Genomic DNA, 22,166 nt, shown 5'->3' with positions numbered 1-22,166 from the left:
GAATTTTTTCTGAATTTTGCGCGGTAATTGTTACCGGATTTTCGTTTGAAAAGCCCTTTTTTCGCCTTTGTGGAGACGGCGGCGAGTCAACCTGTCGGTTTTCCTACACAACCTACACCCCGCCTTTCCGTTTCTTTTTTCGCCATTCCATCGCGCAAAAAAATTTGCCCGCTATTTTTCCCAGTAATTTTTATTTTTTATAAATCAGACAGACATTTTTCATTCACGAATCGGCTAATTTAATTAGGTGTTTTATATAGTTTTTAATTAACGCGCTTTTATTGATCCCTTACTTCGTGATAAAACTCGACGCATTCACCCAGCCTCGAGGAGTCCATCATGACAGCTTCGGTTACGGCCACACCCGCCGACACCCGGTCCACGCAAGCTATGCCCCTTAACGTCAAGCTCAAGGTTCATCCCGTGATTCTGGCGGGCGGCTCCGGCACACGGCTATGGCCGATGTCGCGCGAGCAGCACCCGAAACAACTGATCGGCCTGCTCGGCGACGACTCGCTGCTGCAGTCGACCACCCGCCGGCTCGACGGGCTCGAAACCGGCCATCTGCTCGCCGAGCAACTCGTCGTGGTGGCCAACGAAGAACAACGTTTCACGACCGCCGAGCAATTGCGCACGAGCGGCAAGCCGACCCGGCTGATTCTCGAGCCCACCGGACGCGACACGGCGCCCGCGCTAACGGTAGCTGCCCTTTCGATCGCCGCGCAGGATGAGGACGGCATCATGGTCGTGATGCCCGCCGATCACGCGGTGACCGACATCGATGGTTTTCATGCAGCGGTGGCCGCCGGCGTGCAGCACGCCGCCGCCGGTCAAATCGTAACGATGGGCATCGTGCCGACGCGCGCGGAAACGGGCTATGGCTATATCCGCATCGGCGCGGCGCTTGGCATGCCTAATGACGCGCGCATAACGGACGCCGATGCAGCCGGTAAGATCGGCGCGCATAAGCTCGACCGTTTCGTCGAAAAACCGCATCTGGAGCTGGCGCAGCGTTATATCGAATCGCAGGAATACTGGTGGAACAGCGGCATCTTCATCATGCGCGCATCGACCTGGCTGAAGGCGATCCGTCACTTCCAGCCGGCGATTTACGAAGCCTGCGAAGCGGCGTTCGCGGGCGGCAAGGCAGACGGCGATTTCTTCCGTCTGCAACGTGACGCCTTCAGCGCCTCGCCGTCGAATTCGATCGACTACGCGGTGATGGAGCAACTGGGCAACGATCAGACTGCTGCGTCCGGCGTAGTGGTGCCGCTGCAAGCGGGCTGGTCGGATGTGGGTTCGTGGGACGCGATCTGGGATATCTCGGAGAAGGACGTCGATCAGAACGTGGGCCGTGGCCGCGTGATGTTCGAAGGGGCCACCTCGACCTTCGCGCATTCGGAAGGACGCCTGATTGCCTGTGTCGGCACACAGAATCTCGTGGTGGTCGAAACGGCCGATGCGATTCTCGTCGCGGACAAATCGCGTGTGCAGGACGTCAAGAAGATCGTCGGACGGATTCGAAGCGATGGCGGGCTGGAGGCAGCCAACCATCGCAAGGTGCATCGCCCGTGGGGCAACTACGATTCCGTCGATACCGGTGAGCGCTTCCAGGTCAAACGCATCGTCGTGAAACCCGGCGCGCGGCTCTCGCTGCAAATGCATCATCACCGTGCCGAACACTGGATCGTCGTGCGCGGCACCGCGCTCGTCACGCGGGGTGAAGAGCGCTTTATCGTCTCCGAAAACGAATCGGCTTATATTCCGCTGGGGGTCACCCACCGTCTCGAGAACCCGGGCAAGATGCCGCTCGAAATGATCGAGGTGCAGTCGGGCTCATATCTCGGCGAAGACGATATCGTGCGCTTCGACGATACGTATGGACGGCAATGAAGCATGTCACTCACGCACGTCGCTGAAACACATCACTGAAGCACGTCACTGAAGCATGCCAATGAGGAACGCCGGTGAAGGACGCCGGCGGCCAACATTACATCGGCGCCGAGGCAACATCGATTAGCGTCAATCAGACAACGTCCATGATTCACAACGGATGAAACGGGAACCTGCGGCGGTTGCTCCTACCGGCCGCGGGGTACTGTTGTTCTAGCCACACTTACATCCGCACTTACAGCCTCGCTCATCCCGCATGGGAGATGAGTTCTGGGTACGACGGGAAACGATCTGACGCACTGTTTTCGGTCGCGGGTGCGGCCGGTTCGCTGGGGTAACGGCGCAGCGGTCCACGGAACGCATTGAGCGGACCGTGCAAAGGCGCCCCGTGATTCACCGTGACCGGCTCCGGCACATGACGCACGGCCGGTAACGGACGCGCCATCGCCGCGGGGGCGTTGACCGCAGGTGCGGCGTCGGCTGCGGCCTGCGTGCGGCATTCACGGTCGATCCATTGCCGCGCCCAGTCGAGCGCGTACTGCTCCGCCGCGACGGCCTCCACAAAGCGCGGGCCAACGAGGCCGGAACGCTCGACGCGTTTGCCGTCCTTCATGATCTCCGCCCACGCGCGATACATGGCGTTGGGCACCTGCTCCGCCGCCACATAGATCACATAACCGCGCCGGTCGTCGACCTGCGTGCCACGTGGCGCGAGGCTCATCGACAGCGAGTTGCGCTGATCGTCAAGCTGATGCATGCGGCGCGCCGATGCGATGGCCGAATCCAGATCGTGCATAGCCGCGCCCACCGCCCCTGCCTCGTCCATGCCTTGCCGATCGGCGCGCATAGCAGGCCGTGCTGCATGTGACGGGGATGCAGAGGGCGTAGAGGGTGCGCGCGACACCGGCGGCACATTCGTCAGCCCGGACAACTGGCGCGTGATATCGGCCATCGGATCGGCCGGACGCCAACTGCGCAGGCCGTTCGAGATGCCGGGCGCCTGCCACGACTCGGGGCTCTTCCACGACACGCCACGCAGACTTTCATCGCGCACGCTGGGGGCTTCTGCTACCGGTGCTGCCGGTTTGGCCGCGATGGGCGGCCCCGGTTGCGGGACGTACGCGAAGGTACGCCCGGTGGCATGCGACAACAGCCGAACCATCTCGAGGAGGGTGCCGTTCAATTGCCATTCTTCGAAACGGCGCCGGCATGTCGGACCCGACGGATAGCGGCCCGGCAGCTTCGACCACGATTCGCCGGTTGTCAGAATCCACAGGACGGCATTCGCCACGATACGTGGTTCGGCGCGGGGCCGGCCGCGTCGGTTCAGACGGACGGCCGGCTCATCAGAGACAAGCGCTGCCAGCAGCGCCCATTCGTCATTGCTTAGCTCATCGAAAAACATTGGGTTTTCTCCACGCAGCCTGGCCGGGCTGCGGCGTTGGACGGCCACGGATTCAACTGTCACGATCCGTGTGCAGCCCGCGGTTGCACAAATATGTTTTGTACGTTCTGTTTGCTGGGTCAATGGCGCACTGGCTTAGTGCGGTTTGTCCCTATTGCGAAGCACAAAACGTGGTCTCACTCGTGCATGGGAGAATTTGTGCACGAAGCATACCATCACCAGGGTTTGCGTGAATATGACTGAGACAAGTGTTACGGATGGAAACAATCTTGTCCTTTTTGCTGTGTCGCTTCACTCATTGCCGTAACAGAACTGCTGGCGGTTTCGGCGGCGAAAGCCGCTATTGCACAGCACAATGGCCCGGTAAGCCCGGCGAATGGCATTTACGAAACCGGCGCTCGATCCACAATGCATTTCGATGCGTTTTGAGCGTATTTTTTGCCTGACTGGCAGGTGTATGGACGCGGTGGGTGGACAGCACCTGACTGACATCGCGGCACAATTGTCGCGCGAGCGAGCGCAGCGCTTGCGCATGCGGTTTGCATTCCTCTCCACGCCGGAGAAGCGCGGCGGATGGGCTCGCTTCTAGCGCACAGGCTTCGCCGCGCCCTCACCCACCACGGTCATCCATTGGCGTACGCGCCAGCTCGATACAAGCCCCGCGAGCACGTACGGATCGGCCTTGGCAAAGGCTTCGGCGGCTGCGGGAGAGTCGCCTTCGAAGAGCAGCACGGCGGCATCCACGGGCTCGGTCAACGCCCCGGCCAGTTGCAGCTCGCCGCGCGCCGCTGCCGCCCAGGCAAGTTTCAGATGCTCGTCGCGATACGCGCCACGCCGTTCGAGATAGCCCGGCACGAGGTCATACATCAACAGATAGTGCATGGCGAGCCTCCTTCGGCTTGCGTGACAGAGACGGTGCGCGGCGCATCGGCGCAAGGATTCGGGTCTATATTACTCATTTGATCGACAACGGGATTTTTTGCCAATTTTCCATTCATTTTCATCTGCAGCAATGTGGATCGAATAGTTAGAATTTTATCGTCCATATGAAATGACGGCGAACTAATTCAATTGCATGCGTCTCGTCAATTGATCTGGATTGCATAACAAATTTTTGCGCTGCTGCGATTCAGCCGTTTTATTCACCGGAGCGCCGCTCTCCCCCGCCCCGTAGGGGAAAACCAGCGTGAGCGTCTGTCAACCAGAACGCTCTTTTATCCGTTCTGGCAGACAGCATTTGCCATAATGGACATGCCGAGGGGTCCTGGACGCCGTTGACGCCCCCACGCATGAACGACCAAAAACGTTTTCACCACCGATGGAGTGTCACATGAAAATCCAATCCGCAATCGCTACGCTGGTGCTGGGTGCTGTCCTCGTTTCGCCGGTGTTTGCTCAGAACAGCCAGCAAACGAAAATGGCCGACTGTAACAAGCAGGCCGGCGACAAGAAAGGTGACGACCGCAAGGCCTTCATGAAGACCTGTCTGTCGGCCAAGCCGGCCGCTGCCGCACCGATGAGCCAGCAGGACAAGATGAAAGCGTGCAACACGCAAGCCACCGGCAAGAAAGGCGACGACCGCAAGGCTTTCATGAAGACCTGCCTGTCGTCCGCACCGGCTAACTAAAACAAACGCGCGGCAACCGGCGCCTCCCGCGCGCCGCGCGTTTAGCCGCGTTTTGCTCGAACAGGGCCGCGCCATTTCCGGCGCGGCTGCCACCTTTCTCCTGTCCCGAGTCCTGCGCTCACTTCCGCGCTTATTCCCGCTTTCTCCAGCAGTTCATCTCCCCGGCAACCGCCCTCGCGCGACACATCCCTTCGCAGTCGATCCGCGCGAACGCGTCGTTTTTCTTCTATGATGGCTGCGGAGACGGCCCACCCCCATACACAACATTAGACGGGCCGCCATCTTGTCGTTGGTGCTGCAGAGCACCGATCGGAGGCAAGGATGGTATCGAAGCATAAGAACCGCTGGTTGAGACGGTGGCTGGTCGTCATCATATTCTGGGCCGTGCCCGTGGCGATCGTGGCAGTCAGCGAGATCCGGGAGGAAATGGCGTACAACGCCGTCGACCTGAACCGCGAGCTGACCACGTGGGATTTCACCGACGCACAACGCGCCGCCGGTGCACCCGCGCGCTGCCATGGCAAGCCCGACGAGGCGCAAGCCGCCGGCTGCCCGGCCGATGTGCTCGCCGCCAATGCGCCGCGCCAGCAGGACGCCCGCAACGAATACAGCGTGCGCCGCTCGACGCTCATGGCTTACCTCTGGCACGCGTTCGTCGGCTACTGGATCGTGCCGGCCGTCACGCTGTTTCTGATTGGTGTGTTGATCGGCATGATTCGCCGTGCGCTGCGGCGCCCGCCCGTCAAAAGTCCGGCGAACCATGGGTGAGATGCGGTACAGCGCCAACGCAACACTTTCGGTTCGACTTCAGCAAGGATCGTGAGCGCGATAAATCGGTAAAAACGGGCACCTGAAACGGTTTCAATCCAGCCGCCGACAAGCCGGCCCCAACCCGGAACGATGCATCGGGCGCCCATTCGAACGTGCGGCTCCAGCGTCTTTTAACACTCCCCTGCGGTCGGTCAAAATTACATCGCCGCGCTTTGCAATGCTCGAAACCCCCGCCACACAAGGCTTTTCGCCGAACGACGAAGCTCTTCCTATACGGTTACGTGTGATATAACTGAAAGGCAACCCGGCAACACCATATGAGGTTGTGCCCAGGAACCATGATGGAGAAAAACGATGCAAAGACGAAACTTCATGCTGAAGACTACCGCTGTGCTCGCTGTCGGAGGCCTTGCTCTCGCTGGTTGTACGACCAACGGCAGCAGCCCGAACACGCCCTCCACTGATGCATCCAAACGCCAGTCAATCGACGCCAGCGTCGACGGCACCATGTCGCGCCTGTTCCAGACCGTAACGGGTTCGCGCGAACTCGTATCCAAAGCACGCGGCGTACTCGTGTTCCCGTCGGTACTGCAAGTGGGCTTCATTGTCGGCGGCCAGTATGGCGAAGGCGCGCTGCGCGTCGGCGGCAGCTCGGTGGGCTACTACAGCACGATTTCCGGCTCGTTCGGCCTGCAGGCCGGTGCGCAGTCGAAGGCCATCATCTTCCTGTTCATGACTCAAGACTCGCTCGACTCATTCCGCAATGCCGACGGCTGGTCGGCGGGCGGCGACGCTTCCGTCGCGCTGGTGAAGATGGGCGCCAACGGTGCGATCGATACGACCACGGCAACGGCCCCGGTTGAAGTATTCGTGCTCACCAATACCGGCCTGATGGCCGATATCTCGCTGCAGGGCACCAAGGTCTCGCGCCTGAAGATCTAAGCGCACGATCCGTGCGCGGGTCCCGAAGGCCGCAGCAATAAAAAAACGGCGATGCGCATGGCCCATCGCCGTTCTTTTTCAAGCTGCCGTGTGAGGCCGCGCGACTGCGCTCAGCTTCCCGACGTATCGATCACCTTGAAGCGCGAACGCTTCTGCGCGCGAATCACCGACTGATACGCATCCACATACTGCTGCGCCATCCGGTGCGACGTGAAACGCTCCTCGAAGCGTTGCCGCACACCCGCCCGCGGCACCTTATGCAGGCGATTGACCGCCGCCACCGCGCCAATCTCATCTTCGACGATAAAGCCGGTCACCCCGTCGTCCAGCACTTCCGGCACCGAGCCGCGGTTAAACGCGATCACCGGCGTGCCGCACGCCATCGCTTCGATCATCACGAGGCCGAACGGCTCCGGCCAGTCGATCGGGAAAAGCAGCGCATGTGCGCCCGAGAGAAACTCAGCTTTCTGGTTGTCCGCGATTTCGCCGATGAATTCGACATATGGCAAGTCCAGCAACGGGCGGATTTCGTGCTCGAAGTATTCGCGGTCGGCGGCATCCACTTTCGCCGCGATACGAATCGGCATACCGCAGCGCCCGGCAATCCGGATCGCAATATCGACCCGCTTTTCCGGTGAGATACGGCCGAGAAACGCGAGGTACTTCTGCTCGACCGGCTGCGGCGTGTAGAGCTGCTCCGGCAGACCGTGATAGACGGTGGTGAGCCACTTGGCCTGCGGCAATGGATGGCGCTGCGAATTCGAAATCGAGATCACCGGCGCCGTGTTGAAGGTGTCGAACACCGGCTGTTGCTCGGGCAGATCGAGGCGGCCATGCATCGTCGTGACGAAGGGGGTCTCCTGGCGCTTGAAGACCGAAAACGAGTAATAGTCGAGGTGGAAATGCAGCACGTCGAAGTTTTCGGCCTGGCGGCGCACCAGTTCCATCAACAGCATATGAGGTGCGATGCGGTCGCGGATACCCGGGTCCAGACGCAGCGCGCGCGGCCAGACGGGTTCGAGCTTTGCACTGGTGACGGAGTCGCCGCTCGCGAACAGCGTCACGTCATGGCCGAGTTCTACCAGCGCCTCGGTGATATAGGACACGACGCGTTCCGTGCCGCCGTATAGCTTCGGCGGCACCGATTCGGTCAAGGGGGCGATCTGCGCAATCTTCATATTGTGTCTCCGTGATCTGACGGCTGGCGCCCATGGCGGTGCACGTCAGCGGCGCTGTGTAAGGCAGCGCCTGGCCTTCTCCATCAATGCAGTGACCGCCGGGCGTCCGCTTGCACCATCCGCATCAAAGCATTATTCATCAGGGCGCCACAAAAAGCCCTTGGCTTTGCAATTCCAGCGCAATGTTACATTCAGATTACATCCGGTGGCGCGCATTATTCGCGCGTGCGCCGCAACGTCCGCCCCTATCGCGCCGGCCATTTCCAGGCCGGCAGGTCGCGATCGTCTGCATCGGTAATGCGCGTGGCGCCGAAGTGCTTCTCGAGCACGATCGACTGGCTGTCGTCCTCCCGTTCGAGCGCCGCGATCAGCCGCGCCGCGTGCGACACCACCAGCACCTGGGAATGCGCGGAAGCCCGCGCGATCAGGCGCGCCAGCGCCGGCAGCAGGTCCGGATGCAAGCTCGTTTCCGGTTCGTTCAGCACCAGCAGCGCGGGCGGACGCGGCGTCAACAGCGCGGCCACCAGCAACAGGTAGCGCAAGGTGCCGTCCGATAGTTCCGCGCCCTTTAGCGGCCGCAGCAGGCCATATTGCTGCATCGACACCTCGAAGCGGCCATCCTGAGTTGCAATGTCGAGGCGCGAACCCGGGAAGGCGTCGTCGATGGCGGTATCCAGCGCAACCGGGTCGCCCATCTCGCGAATGGTTTGCAAAGCCGCGGCGAGGTCCGCGCCGTCGTTCGAAAGCACCGGGGTGTGTGTACCGATCTGTGGCAGACGCGCGGCCGCTTCAGCATCCGTGCGGAAGTGGTCGTAGAAGCGCCACGAGCGAATCTGCTCGCGCACGGTGATCATCTCGGGGGCGGTCCGCGGGTCGGAGAACTCCGTCATCATGCTGTCGAAACTGGCGACGGGCTGGGGGATGGTTTGCCAGTCGCCAGTTTCATCGCGCGCGTGGATCGCAGCGCCACGCCGATCAACCAGTAGCGCGGACGGTCGCAGCACTGGGCCGCTCCAGATACATTCGCGTTTGATCATTGGATCAAGCAGGAACCTGCTGCGCGTCTCAGGCGGGCGCTCATCTGGCGGCGGCAGCCCGAGATCTATCGCATAACCGAACTCATCGCCAGAAAAGCCGAGCCGCAAACTCACCGGCTCCTTGCGGCGCGTGCCCTCGACCGGCAACTCCCCGGCCAGCACCGCGCGCGAGAAGCGTTCAGGCCCGGCCCACAACGTGGATTGCAACCCGCCCTCACGCGCGAGCGACGTAATCACCCCACCGCGCGCGGTCTCAGCCAGCAAGCGCAGCGAGCGATACACGCTCGACTTCCCGCTGCCATTCGCACCCGTGATGACATTCAATTGCCCGAGCGGCACGATCAGCTCGCGCAGCGACCGGTACCCCGCAATGGCCAACGTTCTCAGCATGCGGCCACCTGGCGAACCGCCGCGCGCCGTCTGACGCTCAGTGAAACAACTTCGTTCAAACGCATCATTCTCATTAGTTATGTCCGCCGCCTTTACCCGGCTTCTGTATGGGCACGTTGCGCAAATCGTTCAGGAAGGTATCGCGCCACACCCCGAGATCGTTCTTGCGCAGCGCGGCCATGTTGATCTCGTGACGCCGCTGGCGCGCGTCGAGCGGCATTTGCAAGGCACGCTGCAAGGCCTCGCACATGCCAATCGCATCGTGCGGATTGACCAGCAACGCGCCGGTCAGCTCTGCGGCGGCGCCTGCGAAAATCGACAACACTAGCACGCCCGGATCGTCGGGATTTTGCGCTGCGACATACTCCTTCGCGACGAGGTTCATACCGTCATGCAACGGCGTGACAAAGCCGATCTGTGACTCGCGAAACAGCGACATCAGCTTCCAGCGGTCGTACTGCTGATTCAGGTAACGGATCGGCGTGTAGTCGAGACCTGAGTAACGGCCGTTGATGCGCCCTGCTTCGTATTCGAGATCCTGGCGGATCTTCTGATAGGTGGCGACGTCCGAACGGGTGGGCGGCGCGATCTGCACCAGCGTGACGTTGCCGCGCCATTCGGGCGAGCGTTCCAGCAACTGCTCGAAGGCGCGAAAACGTTCAACGAGCCCCTTCGAATAATCGAGCCGGTCGACGCTCATGATCAGCTTGCGGCCCTCCAGACTCTGCTTCAGGTCAAGCACGTGCTGGCGGCTTTCGTAGCGCTGCGCCTGTTCGGCGATTTCATCGGGGAACACGCCGATCCGATAGACGCCCGTGCGCAGCTTGCGGCCGAAGGCTTCGACGTGATTGCCTTCGCTCACGGTGCCACGTGCGTGGCGCGTCACGTAGTCGTGGAACGCGAGTTCATCGGTCGCGGTCTGGAAGCCCAGCAGGTCATAGCACGACAGCGATTTCACCAACTCTTCGTGCGGCGGAATATTGAGCAGAATCTGCGGCGCGGGAAACGGAATGTGCAGGAAGAAGCCGATGCGGTTCGTGATGCCTTCGGAGCGCAGCGCTTCAGCGAACGGAATCAGATGGTAGTCATGAATCCAGATCACGTCGTCGGGTTCGAGCAGCTTGATCAGCTTGTGCGCGAGCCATGCGTTGACACGCCGGTAGCCCGCATACTCCTCGCGCTCGTAGCGTGCGAGGTCGTTGCGGTAGTGGAACACCGGCCATAGCGTCGCGTTTGAGAAGCCGCGGTAGTACTGGTCGTAATCCTTGCGCGTGAGGCCGACGGTCGCGAAGGTCACGGCGCCATCCTGCTCCAGCGTCGGACCGGCGTTGGCGACGGTCTCGCTCACCACGTCGCCGCTCCAGCCGAACCACACCCCTCCCGCGTCCTTCAGCGCGCCGAACACGCCCACCGCGAGGCCACCCGCCGACCCCTTGGTTTCCGTCGGCGTTGCGACGCGATTCGACACGACGATCAGTCGACCCATATTGGTAGTCCTCCTTGATTCGCGCGACGCGGCCGACGTGCTGTAGAACACTTCGCCTGCTTCTGCGCGACAACGCTTGAGCGAAAGCTAGCCGGTGAAGCCGGCCGGGCAGACGACACCGCGTCGGGTTCGTGACTCAGATGGACAGTTCGACTGCTGCAGTGCCCGGTCAGTTGCACCTGGCTGGCGCATCACTAACATCTGAACTGTAGCGAGGCTTCGGAGATACGACTGAGGTCGTCGAGAGTTGGCAGCTTCCGGGCGCGCGCGGCCGGCTTCGGGCCGGCATGGAGGCAGGCACGCGGCGCAGACTTCAGCCGCGAGTCATGTCAAATTTTCAAACCAGCTACGCGATCAATTGCCGCTCTTGCAAGGAAATGCCTTGCCGAGCCCCAGCGAGATCGCCGTGCTAGCGTTATAGCCCGCGACGATCGGATTCTCGGCGATGTACTTGCGTACCGCGTCGGTGAGTTGCGCCGAACGCGCGTCCGGCGGCAGGCAGAAGTACTGGCCGACGCGCGGCCCGGTAGTGCCGCCGATCGCGTCGATCGTGTTGAAGATACCGTCGGCGGCGCCTTCGATATAGGCGGCACACGCACTGCGCGATGCCACATCGGTCTTCGTGCACAGCTTGTTGAGGTCGCCTCCCGTAAACGCGGCTGCCGATAGCGGTACGGCAAGCGCGCTGGCGAAAATCAAGGCCCGCAGCATGGTGTTCCTTTCCAGGGTCGTTTATCAGGCGGTCTTGCGCCGCATCGAACCGGCGCGCCTCGTAGCACGCCAAGTCGCCATTCTGCACTGTTTTGCGAAGCGGCAGGCATGCCAACCGCCGCTATCTTCAGGCAAATTTGTGCGGCCGGGCGCTTTGGCGGCTGACATCGTGGTGGCCGGCAATCCGGTGGCCGGCATCCCGGTGGCCGGTATCCCGACCGCCAACCCTCTGGCCGCCGGCCGGCGCTCCGGTTTTTCACACAGTTCACTTCTGTTGCATTTGCTGCAGGCGCGCGGTGAGTCCTTCGACCACGTCCGGCTCCTTGTAGGTCTTCGCAAAATCGAGCGCGGTCAGGCCGATCTGGTTCTTCACCGTGAGGTCCGCGCCGTTGTCGAGCAGAAGCTTCACCGTCGACACATGACCGCCACGTGCGGCCATCATCAGCGGCGTGGTGCCGTTCGGCGAGCCGGCGTCGACATAGGCCGAGTGGTCGAGCAGCACCTTGACGATATCGTCGTGACCGTTTGCGGCCGCGTAGTGCAGCGGCGCCCAGCCCTTCTTGTTGACTTCGGCGTCCTTCGCGATCAGCTGGTTGACGAAGTCAAGGTCGCCGTTCAACGCGGCCATCATCATCGCGTTCTCACCGGCCTTGTCCTGGATCTCGATGTTGGTCTTCGGATTGGCGAGCAGTGCGGCGCCCACCTTGTCCGACTTCTCGCGCGCGGCGATCACCAGCAGCGGGATGCCCTGGTTGTCGACGCTGTTCGGATCCATGCCCTTGGCGAGCAGCTTGTTGACGCCGTCGACGTCGTCGAATTTAACCGACTTGATGAGCGAGTCGATCGGTGCGGCCTGAACCGGCGAAGCGACCAGCGAAGTCAGCGCGGCGCAGGCGAGCGTGGCGGCCAGCGCAAGGCGCGACGCGCTGCGGCGCGCCGAACCGAGCGCGGTTTGCGCCACTGAAGTCTCTTGAAACGCTGCGGTTGAAGTCGAATAATTTGTCATGTTGTACTTTAGGAAACTTCCCTATCCATTTGATATTTATTAACTTTACCGATCACACACCAACGGGCGCGGGAATCTTGAAGAGCCGGAAGAAATTTTGTGTCGTCGCGGCGGCCAGCGCCGTATCCGGCATCTCGCGTTGTTGCGCGATGAAGCGTCCGACATAACTGACGTACGCAGGTTCATTGGGCTTGCCGCGATACGGCACCGGCGCGAGGTACGGCGAGTCGGTTTCGATCAGCAAACGGTCGAGCGGCACGCGGCGCGCGACGTCCTGCACGTCGGTGGCGCTCTTGAACGTGACGATGCCCGACAGCGAAATGTAAAAATTCTGCGCCAGCGCCTGCTCAGCTACCGCCCACGGTTCGGTGAAGCAATGCATCACACCGCCCGGCTCGCTCGCGCGCTCCTCGGCCATGATGCGCAGCGTGTCTTCCGCCGACGAACGCGTGTGGATGATCAGCGGCTTCTTTGTGGCATGCGCCGCGCGGATATGGGTGCGAAAGCGCTCGCGCTGCCATTCCATGTCAGCGATCGTGCGGCCTTCCAGGCGGTAGTAGTCGAGACCGGTCTCGCCGATCGCGACCACCTTCGGATGCTCGGCCAGCTCAATGAGTTCGGCGAGACTCGGCTCGCGCATATCCTCGTGATCCGGATGCACGCCGACCGACGCATACACGTTCTCGTACTGGCTGGCGATCGCGAGGACAGACGGCAGCGTCTCCAGGTCGACCGAGACGCACAGCGCATGCGTGACCGAATGGCTGCGCATGCTCTCAAGCACCTGCGGCAGGCGGTCGGCGAGTCCTTCGAAGTTGATGTGGCAGTGCGAATCGACAAACATGATGATGTCCTGCGGGTAAATAGCTTGATGTGAATCCGGCTGCGAATCAGGCTGTAAATCAGGCCGCGGTTGCGTCGAGCCGCTTGCCGAGAATCACCAGATCGCGCTCCACGCCGTCCAGCACCGCAACGCGCGGGAGCGAGCCCCACGTGTCGAAACCGAAGCCGCGGAACAGGCGCAGGCTCGCGTCATTGTGGCCGAAGATAAAGCCCAGCACCGTGTCAATGCCGAGTTCTGGCGCCACCGCAAGCGATGCCGCCAGCAGTTGCTTGCCGAGCCCCTTGCCGCGCACGCTTTCGTCCAGATAGATGCTGACTTCGGCGGTGCGCAGATAGGCCGGGCGGCCGTAGAAGTCGGAGAAGCTCAGCCATGCGATCACGCGGCCCGGCTGCTGCGGATCCTCCACCACCCACAGGGGGCGCTTGTGCGGGCCGTGTGCGTGAAACCACGCCAGACGGCTTTCGACGCTCACCGGCTCCAGATCGGCCGTGACTTGCCGCGACGGCACAGTCGAGTTGTAGATGGCGACGATTGCGGGCAGATCGTCGAGCGTGGCATCGCGGTAGGAAAGGCTCATAGTGCTTTGAACGTGAGGTAGGAGACGAATCAGCGGAGGCCCGCACGGGTGGGTGCGGCGCAGTCACACTGGCCGGCCCTGGCTGGCCGCTCCGCCATCAACAGACTTACGCGAACAGCTCGCGATAGCCGATAAACAGTTCTTCGAACACCAGCCGCGCGTTCAGCGGATGGTTCTCGACGGCGCGCTGGCGCGTCACGGTGCGCATGAAGCGCGCGAACGCGCTGGCGTCGGCTTGCGATGCGCAGCGCGTTAACGCCGTCGACGCTTGCGGAAAATAGCGCGGCGTGCCGGCTGTGCGCTGCGCCAGCAAATCGTACATCCAGCGCTGCAGCCAGCCGAGCACGAGCGGCACCGGCAACTTCTGCAGCGCCTCGCCGCAGGCAAACGCGTCGCAGTCGGCACCGGCCGCCAGTTGCTTGAGGGTCCAGTCACGCAGCGTGCGGTTCTCGTCGCTCGCGAGTGCAAGGGCCGTGAGCGGCGCGCCGCCGGCTTCGGCGAGCAGCGCGGGCGCTTCGGCGACGCCTTGCGCGGCGAGCCACTTCGTTGCGACGTCTGGCGCGGGCATGGTCATCGGCCATTGGCGGCAACGGCTGATGATGGTGGGCAGCAGGCGGTCGACGCGGGCCGACACCATCAAAAACACCACACCCGCCGGCGGTTCTTCGAGCGTTTTCAGGAGCGCGTTGGCCGCGGCGATGTTCAGCCCCTCGGCGGGATACAACACGACCACCCGCGCGCCGCCACGATGCGAGCCCACGCCGACGAAATCGAGCAAGCCACGAATCTGCTCGATCTTGATCTCCTTGCTGGGCGCGCGCGTCTTCTTGCCTTCGTCGCCGTCGGCTTTCTCGGCTTTTTCCTCTGCGGCGTTAGCAAGACCGGCTTCGGCGGCCAGCGCTTCAGGCACGACGATCCGATAGTCCGGATGATTGCCCTGCGTGAACCAGTTGCACGCCACGCACGCGCCGCAGGGCTCGCCGTTGGCCTGCTGAGCCTCGCACAGGAGCCCTTGCGCCAGGTGCTGCGCGAAGCGCAGCTTGCCGATCCCCGCCTGGCCATGCAGCAGCAAGGCGTGCGGCCAGTGCCCACGCAACTGCTGAAGGCGGTTCCAGTCATCGGCTTGCCACGGATAAATCATTGTTTCTCTTTTCAATCAATCGGTTGAAGACACTTGACGAGATATCAGGCGAACTTCGTCCGTTGTTATAACTCAGGATTATATTCTTTTAAAATCAAAGCGATGCGATCAACTCTTCAAGTTGCTTCTGAATGCGTGAGATGCTCTGCGAAGAGTCAATGATAGCGAACCGGTACGGCGCCTCTTCGGCGCGGCGCAGATATTCGGCGCGGGTGCGGTTAAAAAATGCCTCCGACTCGCTTTCGAACCGATCCGGATCGCGCGCGGCGCTGCGCCGTTCGTTGGCGATTTCCGGCGCCAGGTCGAACAATACCGTCAGTTCCGGCTGAAAGCCGCCCTGCACCCAGCGCTCCAGTGTTTCGAGCTTGTCGCGCGGCAGACCGCGGCCGCCGCCCTGGTAGGCAAAGGTCGCGTCGCTGAAACGGTCGGATAGCACCCAGTCGCCGCGCGCTAGCGCCGGCTCGATGACTTCGGCCAGATGCTGGCGACGCAGCGCGAACATCAGCAGCGCCTCGGTTTCGAGGTCCATTTTCTGATGCAGCACGATCTCGCGGATCTGTTCGCCGAGCGGCGTGCCGCCCGGCTCGCGTGTCATCACGACCGAGCGGCCGGTGCTCGCGACTTTCTCTTCGAGGCGTTCACGAAACCAGCTTAAGTGGGTGGTTTTGCCGGCACCGTCGATGCCCTCAAACGTTATGAATTTGCCCCGCGCCATCATTGCCCTCGAATGTATTTGTCCACGGCCTTGTTGTGATCGCCGAGGGTGTCAGAAAAGATACTGCTGCCGTCGCCACGCGATACGAAGTACAGCGCGGTGGATTGCGCCGGGTTCATCGCCGCCTGCAGCGATGCGACACCGGGCAGCGAGATGGGTGTTGGCGGAAGCCCCATCCGGGTGTAGGTATTGTAGGGAGTGTCGGTCTGCAGATCTTTCTTCCTGATGCGGCCGGTGTAACTGTCACCCATGCCGTAGATCACGGTCGGGTCGGTTTGCAGCGGCATGCCCACCCGCAGGCGGTTCGCGAACACGGCCGCCACCATTGGCCGGTCCGATGGCTTGCCGGTTTCCTTCTCGATGATCGACGCCATCGTCAACGCGTCGTACGGGGTCTTGTAAGGCAGGTTCGGCGCACGGGCGAGCCACGCCTCGTCAAGACGCACGCGCATCAGCCGGTACGCACGGCGGTAGACGTCCAGATCGCTGGTGTTCTTGTCGAACAGATAGGTGTCCGGGAAAAACAGCCCCTCGCCATTGCCGATCGACGCTTCCGGCGCGCCGATCGCGTTCATCAGATCGGTGTCGCTCATGCCTGCCGAGTCGTGCTTGAGCGCCGGATTGGCGTCCAGCTCGGCGCGCATGCGCTTGAACGTCCACCCTTCGATGATGGTCGCCACGTACTCATTGACGTCGCCGAGTGCGATTTTTTGCAGCACTTCGTACGGCGTGATGCCTGTCTTGAACTCGTAGTTGCCGGATTTCAGATTGCTTTGCAGGCCGAGCAGCCGCGTCATGATGACGAACAGTTCAGGCTGGACCGGTACGCCGCCACGGTTGAGCTGCAGCGTGACGCTGCGCAAGCTGCTGTGCGGTTTGACGGTGACATCGAGTTGCGCCGGGGTCAAATCGAGTGGGCTGGTCGCCCAGTGATATCCGCCTGCGATTGCGGCTGCGGCCAGCACAACGACGATTGAGCCGGCGACGAAACATTTCTTCAGAAGGGACATGCGTAACGGGGCTGGGTTGGACCTCATATAATACTTGTTTGCCTTAGCTAAAGTCAGAATTGACTGTTCCCGGAATCCATGAACACACCGCTCGCTAACGCTTCAGGCTCGCCTTCAGTTGCGCCCGCAGTTGCTCACACGGGCACGGCTGCCGCGGTACAGGCTTCCGCACCCGTCGGACTTCCGGCCTTGCCGCGCCCCGCCGCTGATGAATTCGACGCTATTGTTCAGCAAGGCGCCTACATGCCGCTGAGCCAGTTCGGCGTGATCGACGTAACCGGCGACGATGCGGCGAGCTTCCTGCACGGCCAGTTGACCAACGACACCCAGCATCTCGACGCCGCCAATGCGCGCCTCGCGGGGTACTGCTCGGCCAAGGGCCGACTGCTGGCGTCGTTCCTGACCTGGCGCACGGGCGACAGGATCCGCCTGCTGGTGTCGAAAGACGTGCAGGCCGCCGTGCAAAAGCGGCTGTCCATGTTCGTTCTGCGCGCCAAGGCAAAGCTTGTGGATGCGAGTGGCGAACTGGCGGTAGTGGGCCTCGCGGGCGACGTGCGCAAAGCGCTTTCCGGCGTGTTCGATGCGCTGCCCGACGGCGTGCATGTCCAGGTGGACGGCACGGCGGGTTCGCTGATTCGTGTTCCGGACGCGCTCGACCGGCTGCGCTATCTATGGGTCGGTCCGAAGGCCGCAATCGAGGCGCACCTGCCCTTGCTCGACGAAAAGCTCAAGCGCGTGTCGCCGGCGGTATGGGACTGGCTCGACATTCGTGCGGGCGAACCGCGTATCACGCAGCCGGTGGTCGAGCAATTCGTGCCGCAAATGGTCAATTTCGACGTGCTCGGCGCGGTCAATTTCCGCAAAGGCTGCTATCCGGGTCAGGAAGTGGTGGCACGCAGCCAGTATCGCGGCACGATCAAGCGGCGCACCTCGCTCGCGAACGTGGCGGGCGAACTGGCGACGGTCAAGGCCGGTGCGGAACTGTTCCACTCGGCCGATCCGGGCCAGCCGTGCGGGATGGTGGTGAATGCGGCGTCGGCGCCGGCAGGCGGCGTCGATGTGCTGGTGGAGATCAAGCTGGCGGCGCTCGAAGGCGGCTCGGTGCATCTGGGCGCGGCGGATGGTCCGGCGCTGACGTTCCTGGCCTTGCCGTATGGGTTGCCGACCGAGGTTTAAGCTTCCGAACCCGAGCGGCGCAATCAAGCGCCGCTTTTTTCTGGCATCTGTTACTTCAACTCGACCACCCCCACCGGGAGACGCCCCCCGATGTGCCTGATCGTCTTCGACTGGCGACCCGATGCGGTCGACGGACCGCTCTTCACGCTCGCCGCGAATCGCGACGAATTCTTCCGCCGCACCGCCGAGCCGATCAGTTGGTGGCATGACGCGCCGACCGTGCTGGCCGGCCGTGATCTGGTGGGCGGTGGCACGTGGCTCGGCATGTCGCGCGATGGCCGTTTCGCCGCGCTGACCAACTACCGCGCGCCGCATGAAATGCGCGCCGATGCGCCGACGCGAGGCACGCTGGTCAGCGACTGGCTCAGCAGCTCGGGCAACGGCCAGCACGAAACACCGCTCGACTATCTGCAACACGTCGCGCAAACCGGCGACATCTACAACGGCTTCAATCTGCTTGTCGGCGACTGGACGCGCCGCGAGCTCGGCTGGTACTGCAACCGGTCGGGCACCGCGCCCACGCTGCTCGCGCCGGGCACGCACGGCATCTCGAACGCGGTACTCGACACCGCATGGCCGAAGCTGGTCAAAAAACGCGCGGAACTGGGCGCCATGCTCACGCGTGAGGCGATGCCGCCGCTCGAACGCCTGATCGATCTGATGCGCGATCCGCGCCTCGCGCGCGATGACGAGTTGCCGTCCACCGGCATTCCGCTCGAGCGCGAACGGGCGTTGTCGGCGGCGTTTATTGAAACGCCGGAATACGGCACGCGCGGCACGACCGCGGTGCGCGTGGTGGCACATGGCGAGGTGATCAGCGTAGCGGCCGCCGAACGCAGCGACGACAATGGCTCGCACCGAATCGTGCGCCCCGGCGACTTCGAGCGCAGCTTCGCGTTCAACGTTGAACGCGAGATCGCCTGACGATCGCTTGACGACCGCCTCGCCGTTGGCGCAGTCGGACGATCAATCGCACGATCTCCCAGACTGCTTGGACAGAGCGCTGCCTACTCGCCGCCGAACGCCGCCCGCAATGCCGCGGCGGCATCCTGATGTGCCTGCGCAACGTCGGGCACGAAGCCGCCCATCTTGAAGAACTCGTGGATCATGCCCGGGTAGCGTTTCAGCGTGACCTGATTGCCCGCTGCGCGAAGTTTTTCCGCATAGGCATCGCCTTCGTCGCTTAAGGGATCGTATTCGGCGGTCGCGATCCATGCCGGTGCGAAGCCGCTGAAAGCAGGCGCGCCGCGCTTGCCATCCAGCGGCGCGAAACGCCAGTCGTCCCGGTCGCGCTTATCGCGCACGTATTGCTCGAAGAACCATTGAATCGTGTCGCCCGACAGCAGGAAACCATCGGCGAGGCGCGAGTGTGAATCGGTTTGCTGATGGCCGCTGGTGCCCGGATAGATCAACAATTGCAGCGCGAGCTTGATGCCCGCGTCGCGTGCCAGCACCGCACACACCGTTGCTAGCGTGCCGCCCGCGCTATCGCCGCCCACGGCCAGCCGCTCGATATCGACACCGTATTCCGCGGCATGCGCGTGCAGCCAGGTCAACGCATCGAAGGCGTCTTCTACGGCGGTGGGAAATTTGTACTCGGGCGCGAGACGGTAATCGACCGACAGCACCGTGCACCTGCCGTCGCGCGCGAACATCCGGCACAACGCATCGTGCGTATCGACACTGCCGACCGTGAAGCCGCCGCCGTGGTAGTACACCAGCGCCGGCGCAGGCTCGGCCCAACTCGGCTCGACGGGCTGATAAAGACGCGCGCGGATCGTCGCGCCGTCGCGCGTCGGCACGCGCAGGTCTTCGACCGAGAACATCGGCGCGCTCGCGATCTCCAGAATCGGCGCGCTTTTTTCATAGGACGCACGCGCCTGTTGCGGGGTCAACTCGTGAAGTTGCGGGCGCTTAGCGCGCGCAATCATGTCGAGCACCTGCTCGATCTTTGGATTCAGCGGCATTGGGCGGCAAGCGGCACAGGTACGCCGCTGGGGTGGAATAAGCGCCGTATGATGCCATGAAGGGGCCTGCGACTGCCTAAACGAATCCAGACGGCAGTAACCTCTCAAAGCTCAATTTGCATTGATGTTTCGCATCAGTTGAGCCGCGCCCCGATGGAACGTTGAACCCAAAGCAGCCGGCCTAGCGCGTTACCCGGGTCACGCCGTCGCTTGCCAGTAGCCGCACGCGCTCGCCTGCCGCGAACGGCTCTCCCGTGTCGGTTTGCGTGATCGCCCGTAAATCGCCGGTGTCCAGCTTGACGGTGATTTCAAGTCCCTTTTTCCTGTCGAACGTGTTCTCGATGGAACTGCCCAGCAAGGCACCGGCGATGCCGCCGACGATACCGGTCGCAATCGCCCCGCTGCCGCCACCGATCGCACTCCCGCCGATCGCACCGAGTGCCGCGCCGCCCAATGTGCCCAAGCCGCTGGGCGAATCCTTGATCGTGACCTGCCGCACGCTTTCGACGACGCCGAAGCGCACCGTCTCCTCGCGTTGCGCCTGTGACGATGTGTAGACATCGGCGGACGAACTATTCAGCGCGCACCCCGAGGCAAGCAGCGCGAAGATGCCGGCGAGTGCCAGGACGGCTGAGCAGGAAAGACGAGTTGATTTCATGATCATGTTGATCGCGTTGTTCAGGGAGCCGGCATCGTTCACAGGCCGTCATCGATCAGCAGCGGCTGAAACGTGCCATAGCGGATCGTTCTTGCGTCGTGCAGCGCCCGACGTTGCTCTCTCATCACTTCATGATCGATCTCGTCGGCGCGCTGCAACTGCTCATCCGGCGTCAACGTGCGTACGACGGGCGACGGTTCAGGCGAGCGGCTGAGAATCTGTGCGGGCGCGTCGGCACAACCGGCCATTGCGCAGACCGTGGCCGTCACCAACAAAGCTTTGCCGAGACGGCAGGCAAGCGAAGCAAATGCGTCCATGCGATGACACCAGGAGTTAAAGGAGATCGTTCGATTCGTACTCAACGGCCAGGGGCGACAGATGCGCTCGTGGCGCCTCAATCGGACACGCCAATGCACATTGCGCGTCGATGCTTGAACGGACTGAAGCTTAGTTCACCGCGATTCGCTTGACTGTGCGAAAAAGAAGGGATTTGTTGAGAATTGTGCAGATGCGCCGTGCGCGCCAAATACCGCACGGAGCAGAAAATGCACCGCGCATTCACGGATTGGCTTGCGCACCGTTTGCGTGGGACGGAGTGTTCGTTCTGCCAGGCATCAGGCGATGACCAGCATGGATTGATGGGTTCGCGCTAGCGCGACGAACCCGCGCAACTGAGAGGCGTCTGTGCTGCTTCTTATGCCGCAAAAGAAGCCAGAAAAGGCCCTACTCGTTTTGCTTGACTGCCGGTTTGAGTGACAGCGGATCAGTCGGGTTACGCAACTGCTCGATATCTTCGTGTCGCAGCTTCACCGTCGCCATGATGCCCGGATGCGTGACGATATAGAAACGGCGCGCCGCGATCGCTTCAAACGTCATCTCGGCGACGTCGGTCGCGCTCAGCTTGCCCGATTGCACCGCGCGTTGCAGTTGTTTGCCGGCGGCGATCTGCGAGCGGGTCGGCCCGCTATCGTTACGCAGTTCCGCGGGCCGCGCGCGTTCCGCATCGGCGATGCCGGTCGGCACGAAGGCCGGACACAGCAGCGAACAGCCCACCTCGCCGCCCGCCGCCTCAGCGTTTTTTGCCGCCTGCGCCAGTTGCAGATCGTGATAGAGCGTCTCCGTGAGGGACACGACAGCGTGCTTCGAGGCGTTGTAGATGCCCATCGCGGGCGGCGACAGCAGACCCGCCACCGACGCCGTGTTGACGATATGCGCGGGTTCGTTCTGCCGCAGCATGATCGGCGTAAAGGCGCGCACGCCGTGCGCGACGCCCATCACGTTGACGTTGAACACCCACGCCCAATCGTTCGCCGAGCTTTCCCAGAGGAAGCCACCCGAGCCCACGCCCGCGTTGTTGAAGAGAAGATGCACCTTGCCGTAGGCGTCGAGCGCCGCTTGCGCGAGCGCCTCGACCTGGGCGGCGTCGGACACGTCCGTCGGCACGCCGATTGCCTCGGCGCCGCCGGCGCACAAGGCGTCGACGGTTTGCAGAAGCGCCTGCGGATTCACGTCGGCCAGCACCAGCTTCATGCCGAGCGACGCGCCCTTCTCCGCGAACGCCCGGCCGAAGCCGCTTGCCGCACCGGTGATCACCGCCACCTTGCCTGCGAATTCGAACATCCTTTTCTCTCC

The 22,166-nt window shown here is 62.5% G+C and carries 22 protein-coding genes; 6 read left to right on the top strand and 16 right to left on the bottom strand.

Annotated elements, in window-relative coordinates:
* The first annotated feature begins 339 nt into the window (after window positions 1–339).
* Window positions 340–1,893: a mannose-1-phosphate guanylyltransferase/mannose-6-phosphate isomerase gene (locus tag PQQ96_RS04325; protein ID WP_408289213.1), complete on the top strand. Its 1,554-nt coding sequence runs from the start codon at window positions 340–342 to the stop codon at window positions 1,891–1,893.
* A gap of 247 nt (window positions 1,894–2,140) precedes the next feature.
* Here the strand turns inward: PQQ96_RS04325 and PQQ96_RS04320 are convergent, their stop codons facing one another.
* Entirely contained in the window at window positions 2,141–3,298 is a 1,158-nt protein-coding gene (locus tag PQQ96_RS04320; protein ID WP_408289210.1) for a DUF6566 family protein, read from the bottom strand.
* A gap of 585 nt (window positions 3,299–3,883) precedes the next feature.
* On the bottom strand, window positions 3,884–4,180 hold the full coding sequence (locus PQQ96_RS04315) for a YciI-like protein (protein ID WP_408289208.1): 297 nt from the start codon (window positions 4,178–4,180) through the stop codon (window positions 3,884–3,886).
* A gap of 448 nt (window positions 4,181–4,628) precedes the next feature.
* Between PQQ96_RS04315 and PQQ96_RS04310 the strand changes: the two genes are divergently transcribed.
* The 3 genes from PQQ96_RS04310 to PQQ96_RS04300 all read left to right on the top strand — a co-directional run bounded on the left by PQQ96_RS04310 (window position 4,629) and on the right by PQQ96_RS04300 (window position 6,638).
* Entirely contained in the window at window positions 4,629–4,925 is a 297-nt protein-coding gene (locus tag PQQ96_RS04310; protein WP_074283997.1) for a PsiF family protein, read from the top strand.
* A 321-nt stretch (window positions 4,926–5,246) separates the two neighbouring features.
* The gene (locus tag PQQ96_RS04305; protein ID WP_408289205.1) at window positions 5,247–5,693 is read left to right on the top strand and encodes a hypothetical protein; all 447 of its coding nucleotides are present in this window, start codon (window positions 5,247–5,249) and stop codon (window positions 5,691–5,693) included.
* A gap of 357 nt (window positions 5,694–6,050) precedes the next feature.
* Complete coding sequence (locus PQQ96_RS04300) at window positions 6,051–6,638, top strand: BPSL1445 family SYLF domain-containing lipoprotein (protein ID WP_408289202.1); 588 nt, start codon at window positions 6,051–6,053, stop codon at window positions 6,636–6,638.
* 110 nt (window positions 6,639–6,748) lie between these two features.
* On the opposite strand, the gene PQQ96_RS04295 is transcribed toward PQQ96_RS04300, so the two are convergent.
* The 10 genes from PQQ96_RS04295 to mltG all read right to left on the bottom strand — a co-directional run bounded on the left by PQQ96_RS04295 (window position 6,749) and on the right by mltG (window position 16,733).
* Window positions 6,749–7,816, bottom strand: a complete 1,068-nt coding sequence (locus tag PQQ96_RS04295; RefSeq protein WP_408289200.1) for a glycosyltransferase family 4 protein — start codon at window positions 7,814–7,816, stop codon at window positions 6,749–6,751.
* Window positions 7,817–8,061: 245 nt separating this feature from the next.
* Window positions 8,062–9,243: an AAA family ATPase gene (locus PQQ96_RS04290; protein WP_408289197.1), complete on the bottom strand. Its 1,182-nt coding sequence runs from the start codon at window positions 9,241–9,243 to the stop codon at window positions 8,062–8,064.
* A 73-nt stretch (window positions 9,244–9,316) separates the two neighbouring features.
* Window positions 9,317–10,729 (bottom strand): alpha,alpha-trehalose-phosphate synthase (UDP-forming), encoded by a 1,413-nt coding sequence (gene otsA / locus PQQ96_RS04285; RefSeq protein ID WP_408289194.1) that lies wholly within the window; start codon window positions 10,727–10,729, stop codon window positions 9,317–9,319.
* A 354-nt stretch (window positions 10,730–11,083) separates the two neighbouring features.
* On the bottom strand, window positions 11,084–11,440 hold the full coding sequence (locus PQQ96_RS04280; protein WP_408289191.1) for a Rap1a/Tai family immunity protein: 357 nt from the start codon (window positions 11,438–11,440) through the stop codon (window positions 11,084–11,086).
* A gap of 265 nt (window positions 11,441–11,705) precedes the next feature.
* A complete protein-coding gene (locus PQQ96_RS04275) occupies window positions 11,706–12,446 on the bottom strand; it encodes an ankyrin repeat domain-containing protein (protein ID WP_408289189.1) in 741 nt (246 codons plus the stop codon).
* Window positions 12,447–12,498: 52 nt separating this feature from the next.
* Entirely contained in the window at window positions 12,499–13,290 is a 792-nt protein-coding gene (locus PQQ96_RS04270; RefSeq protein WP_408289186.1) for a TatD family hydrolase, read from the bottom strand.
* Between the two features lie 58 nt (window positions 13,291–13,348).
* Window positions 13,349–13,867, bottom strand: a complete 519-nt coding sequence (locus PQQ96_RS04265) for a GNAT family N-acetyltransferase (RefSeq protein ID WP_408289184.1) — start codon at window positions 13,865–13,867, stop codon at window positions 13,349–13,351.
* A gap of 106 nt (window positions 13,868–13,973) precedes the next feature.
* Entirely contained in the window at window positions 13,974–15,008 is a 1,035-nt protein-coding gene (locus PQQ96_RS04260; protein WP_408289181.1) for a DNA polymerase III subunit delta', read from the bottom strand.
* A 94-nt stretch (window positions 15,009–15,102) separates the two neighbouring features.
* On the bottom strand, window positions 15,103–15,723 hold the full coding sequence (tmk, locus tag PQQ96_RS04255) for a dTMP kinase (RefSeq protein WP_408289179.1): 621 nt from the start codon (window positions 15,721–15,723) through the stop codon (window positions 15,103–15,105).
* On the bottom strand, window positions 15,723–16,733 hold the full coding sequence (gene mltG / locus PQQ96_RS04250) for an endolytic transglycosylase MltG (RefSeq protein WP_408289176.1): 1,011 nt from the start codon (window positions 16,731–16,733) through the stop codon (window positions 15,723–15,725). Before mltG ends, tmk begins: the two co-directional genes overlap by 1 nt.
* A gap of 78 nt (window positions 16,734–16,811) precedes the next feature.
* Here mltG and ygfZ point away from each other — a divergent pair, with 78 nt between their 5' ends.
* Entirely contained in the window at window positions 16,812–17,909 is a 1,098-nt protein-coding gene (gene ygfZ, locus PQQ96_RS04245) for a CAF17-like 4Fe-4S cluster assembly/insertion protein YgfZ (RefSeq protein WP_408289173.1), read from the top strand.
* 90 nt (window positions 17,910–17,999) lie between these two features.
* Entirely contained in the window at window positions 18,000–18,833 is an 834-nt protein-coding gene (locus PQQ96_RS04240) for an NRDE family protein (protein ID WP_408289170.1), read from the top strand.
* Window positions 18,834–18,916: 83 nt separating this feature from the next.
* Here PQQ96_RS04240 and PQQ96_RS04235 read toward each other — a convergent pair whose 3' ends face one another.
* From PQQ96_RS04235 to PQQ96_RS04220, 4 genes are all read right to left on the bottom strand, one after another.
* Entirely contained in the window at window positions 18,917–19,876 is a 960-nt protein-coding gene (locus PQQ96_RS04235; RefSeq protein ID WP_408289167.1) for an alpha/beta hydrolase, read from the bottom strand.
* A 181-nt stretch (window positions 19,877–20,057) separates the two neighbouring features.
* Window positions 20,058–20,540 (bottom strand): outer membrane lipoprotein, encoded by a 483-nt coding sequence (locus PQQ96_RS04230; protein WP_408289165.1) that lies wholly within the window; start codon window positions 20,538–20,540, stop codon window positions 20,058–20,060.
* 32 nt (window positions 20,541–20,572) lie between these two features.
* The gene (locus PQQ96_RS04225; protein WP_408289162.1) at window positions 20,573–20,851 is read right to left on the bottom strand and encodes a hypothetical protein; all 279 of its coding nucleotides are present in this window, start codon (window positions 20,849–20,851) and stop codon (window positions 20,573–20,575) included.
* A 406-nt stretch (window positions 20,852–21,257) separates the two neighbouring features.
* Entirely contained in the window at window positions 21,258–22,154 is an 897-nt protein-coding gene (locus PQQ96_RS04220) for an SDR family oxidoreductase (protein WP_408289160.1), read from the bottom strand.
* Window positions 22,155–22,166: the final 12 nt, after the last annotated feature.

Source organism: Paraburkholderia sediminicola (assembly GCF_046027825.1).
Taxonomy (GTDB): domain Bacteria; phylum Pseudomonadota; class Gammaproteobacteria; order Burkholderiales; family Burkholderiaceae; genus Paraburkholderia; species Paraburkholderia sediminicola_D.
The sequence above is the reverse complement of the archived record's forward strand: the minus strand, read 5'-3'. Positions and strand labels throughout refer to the sequence as shown.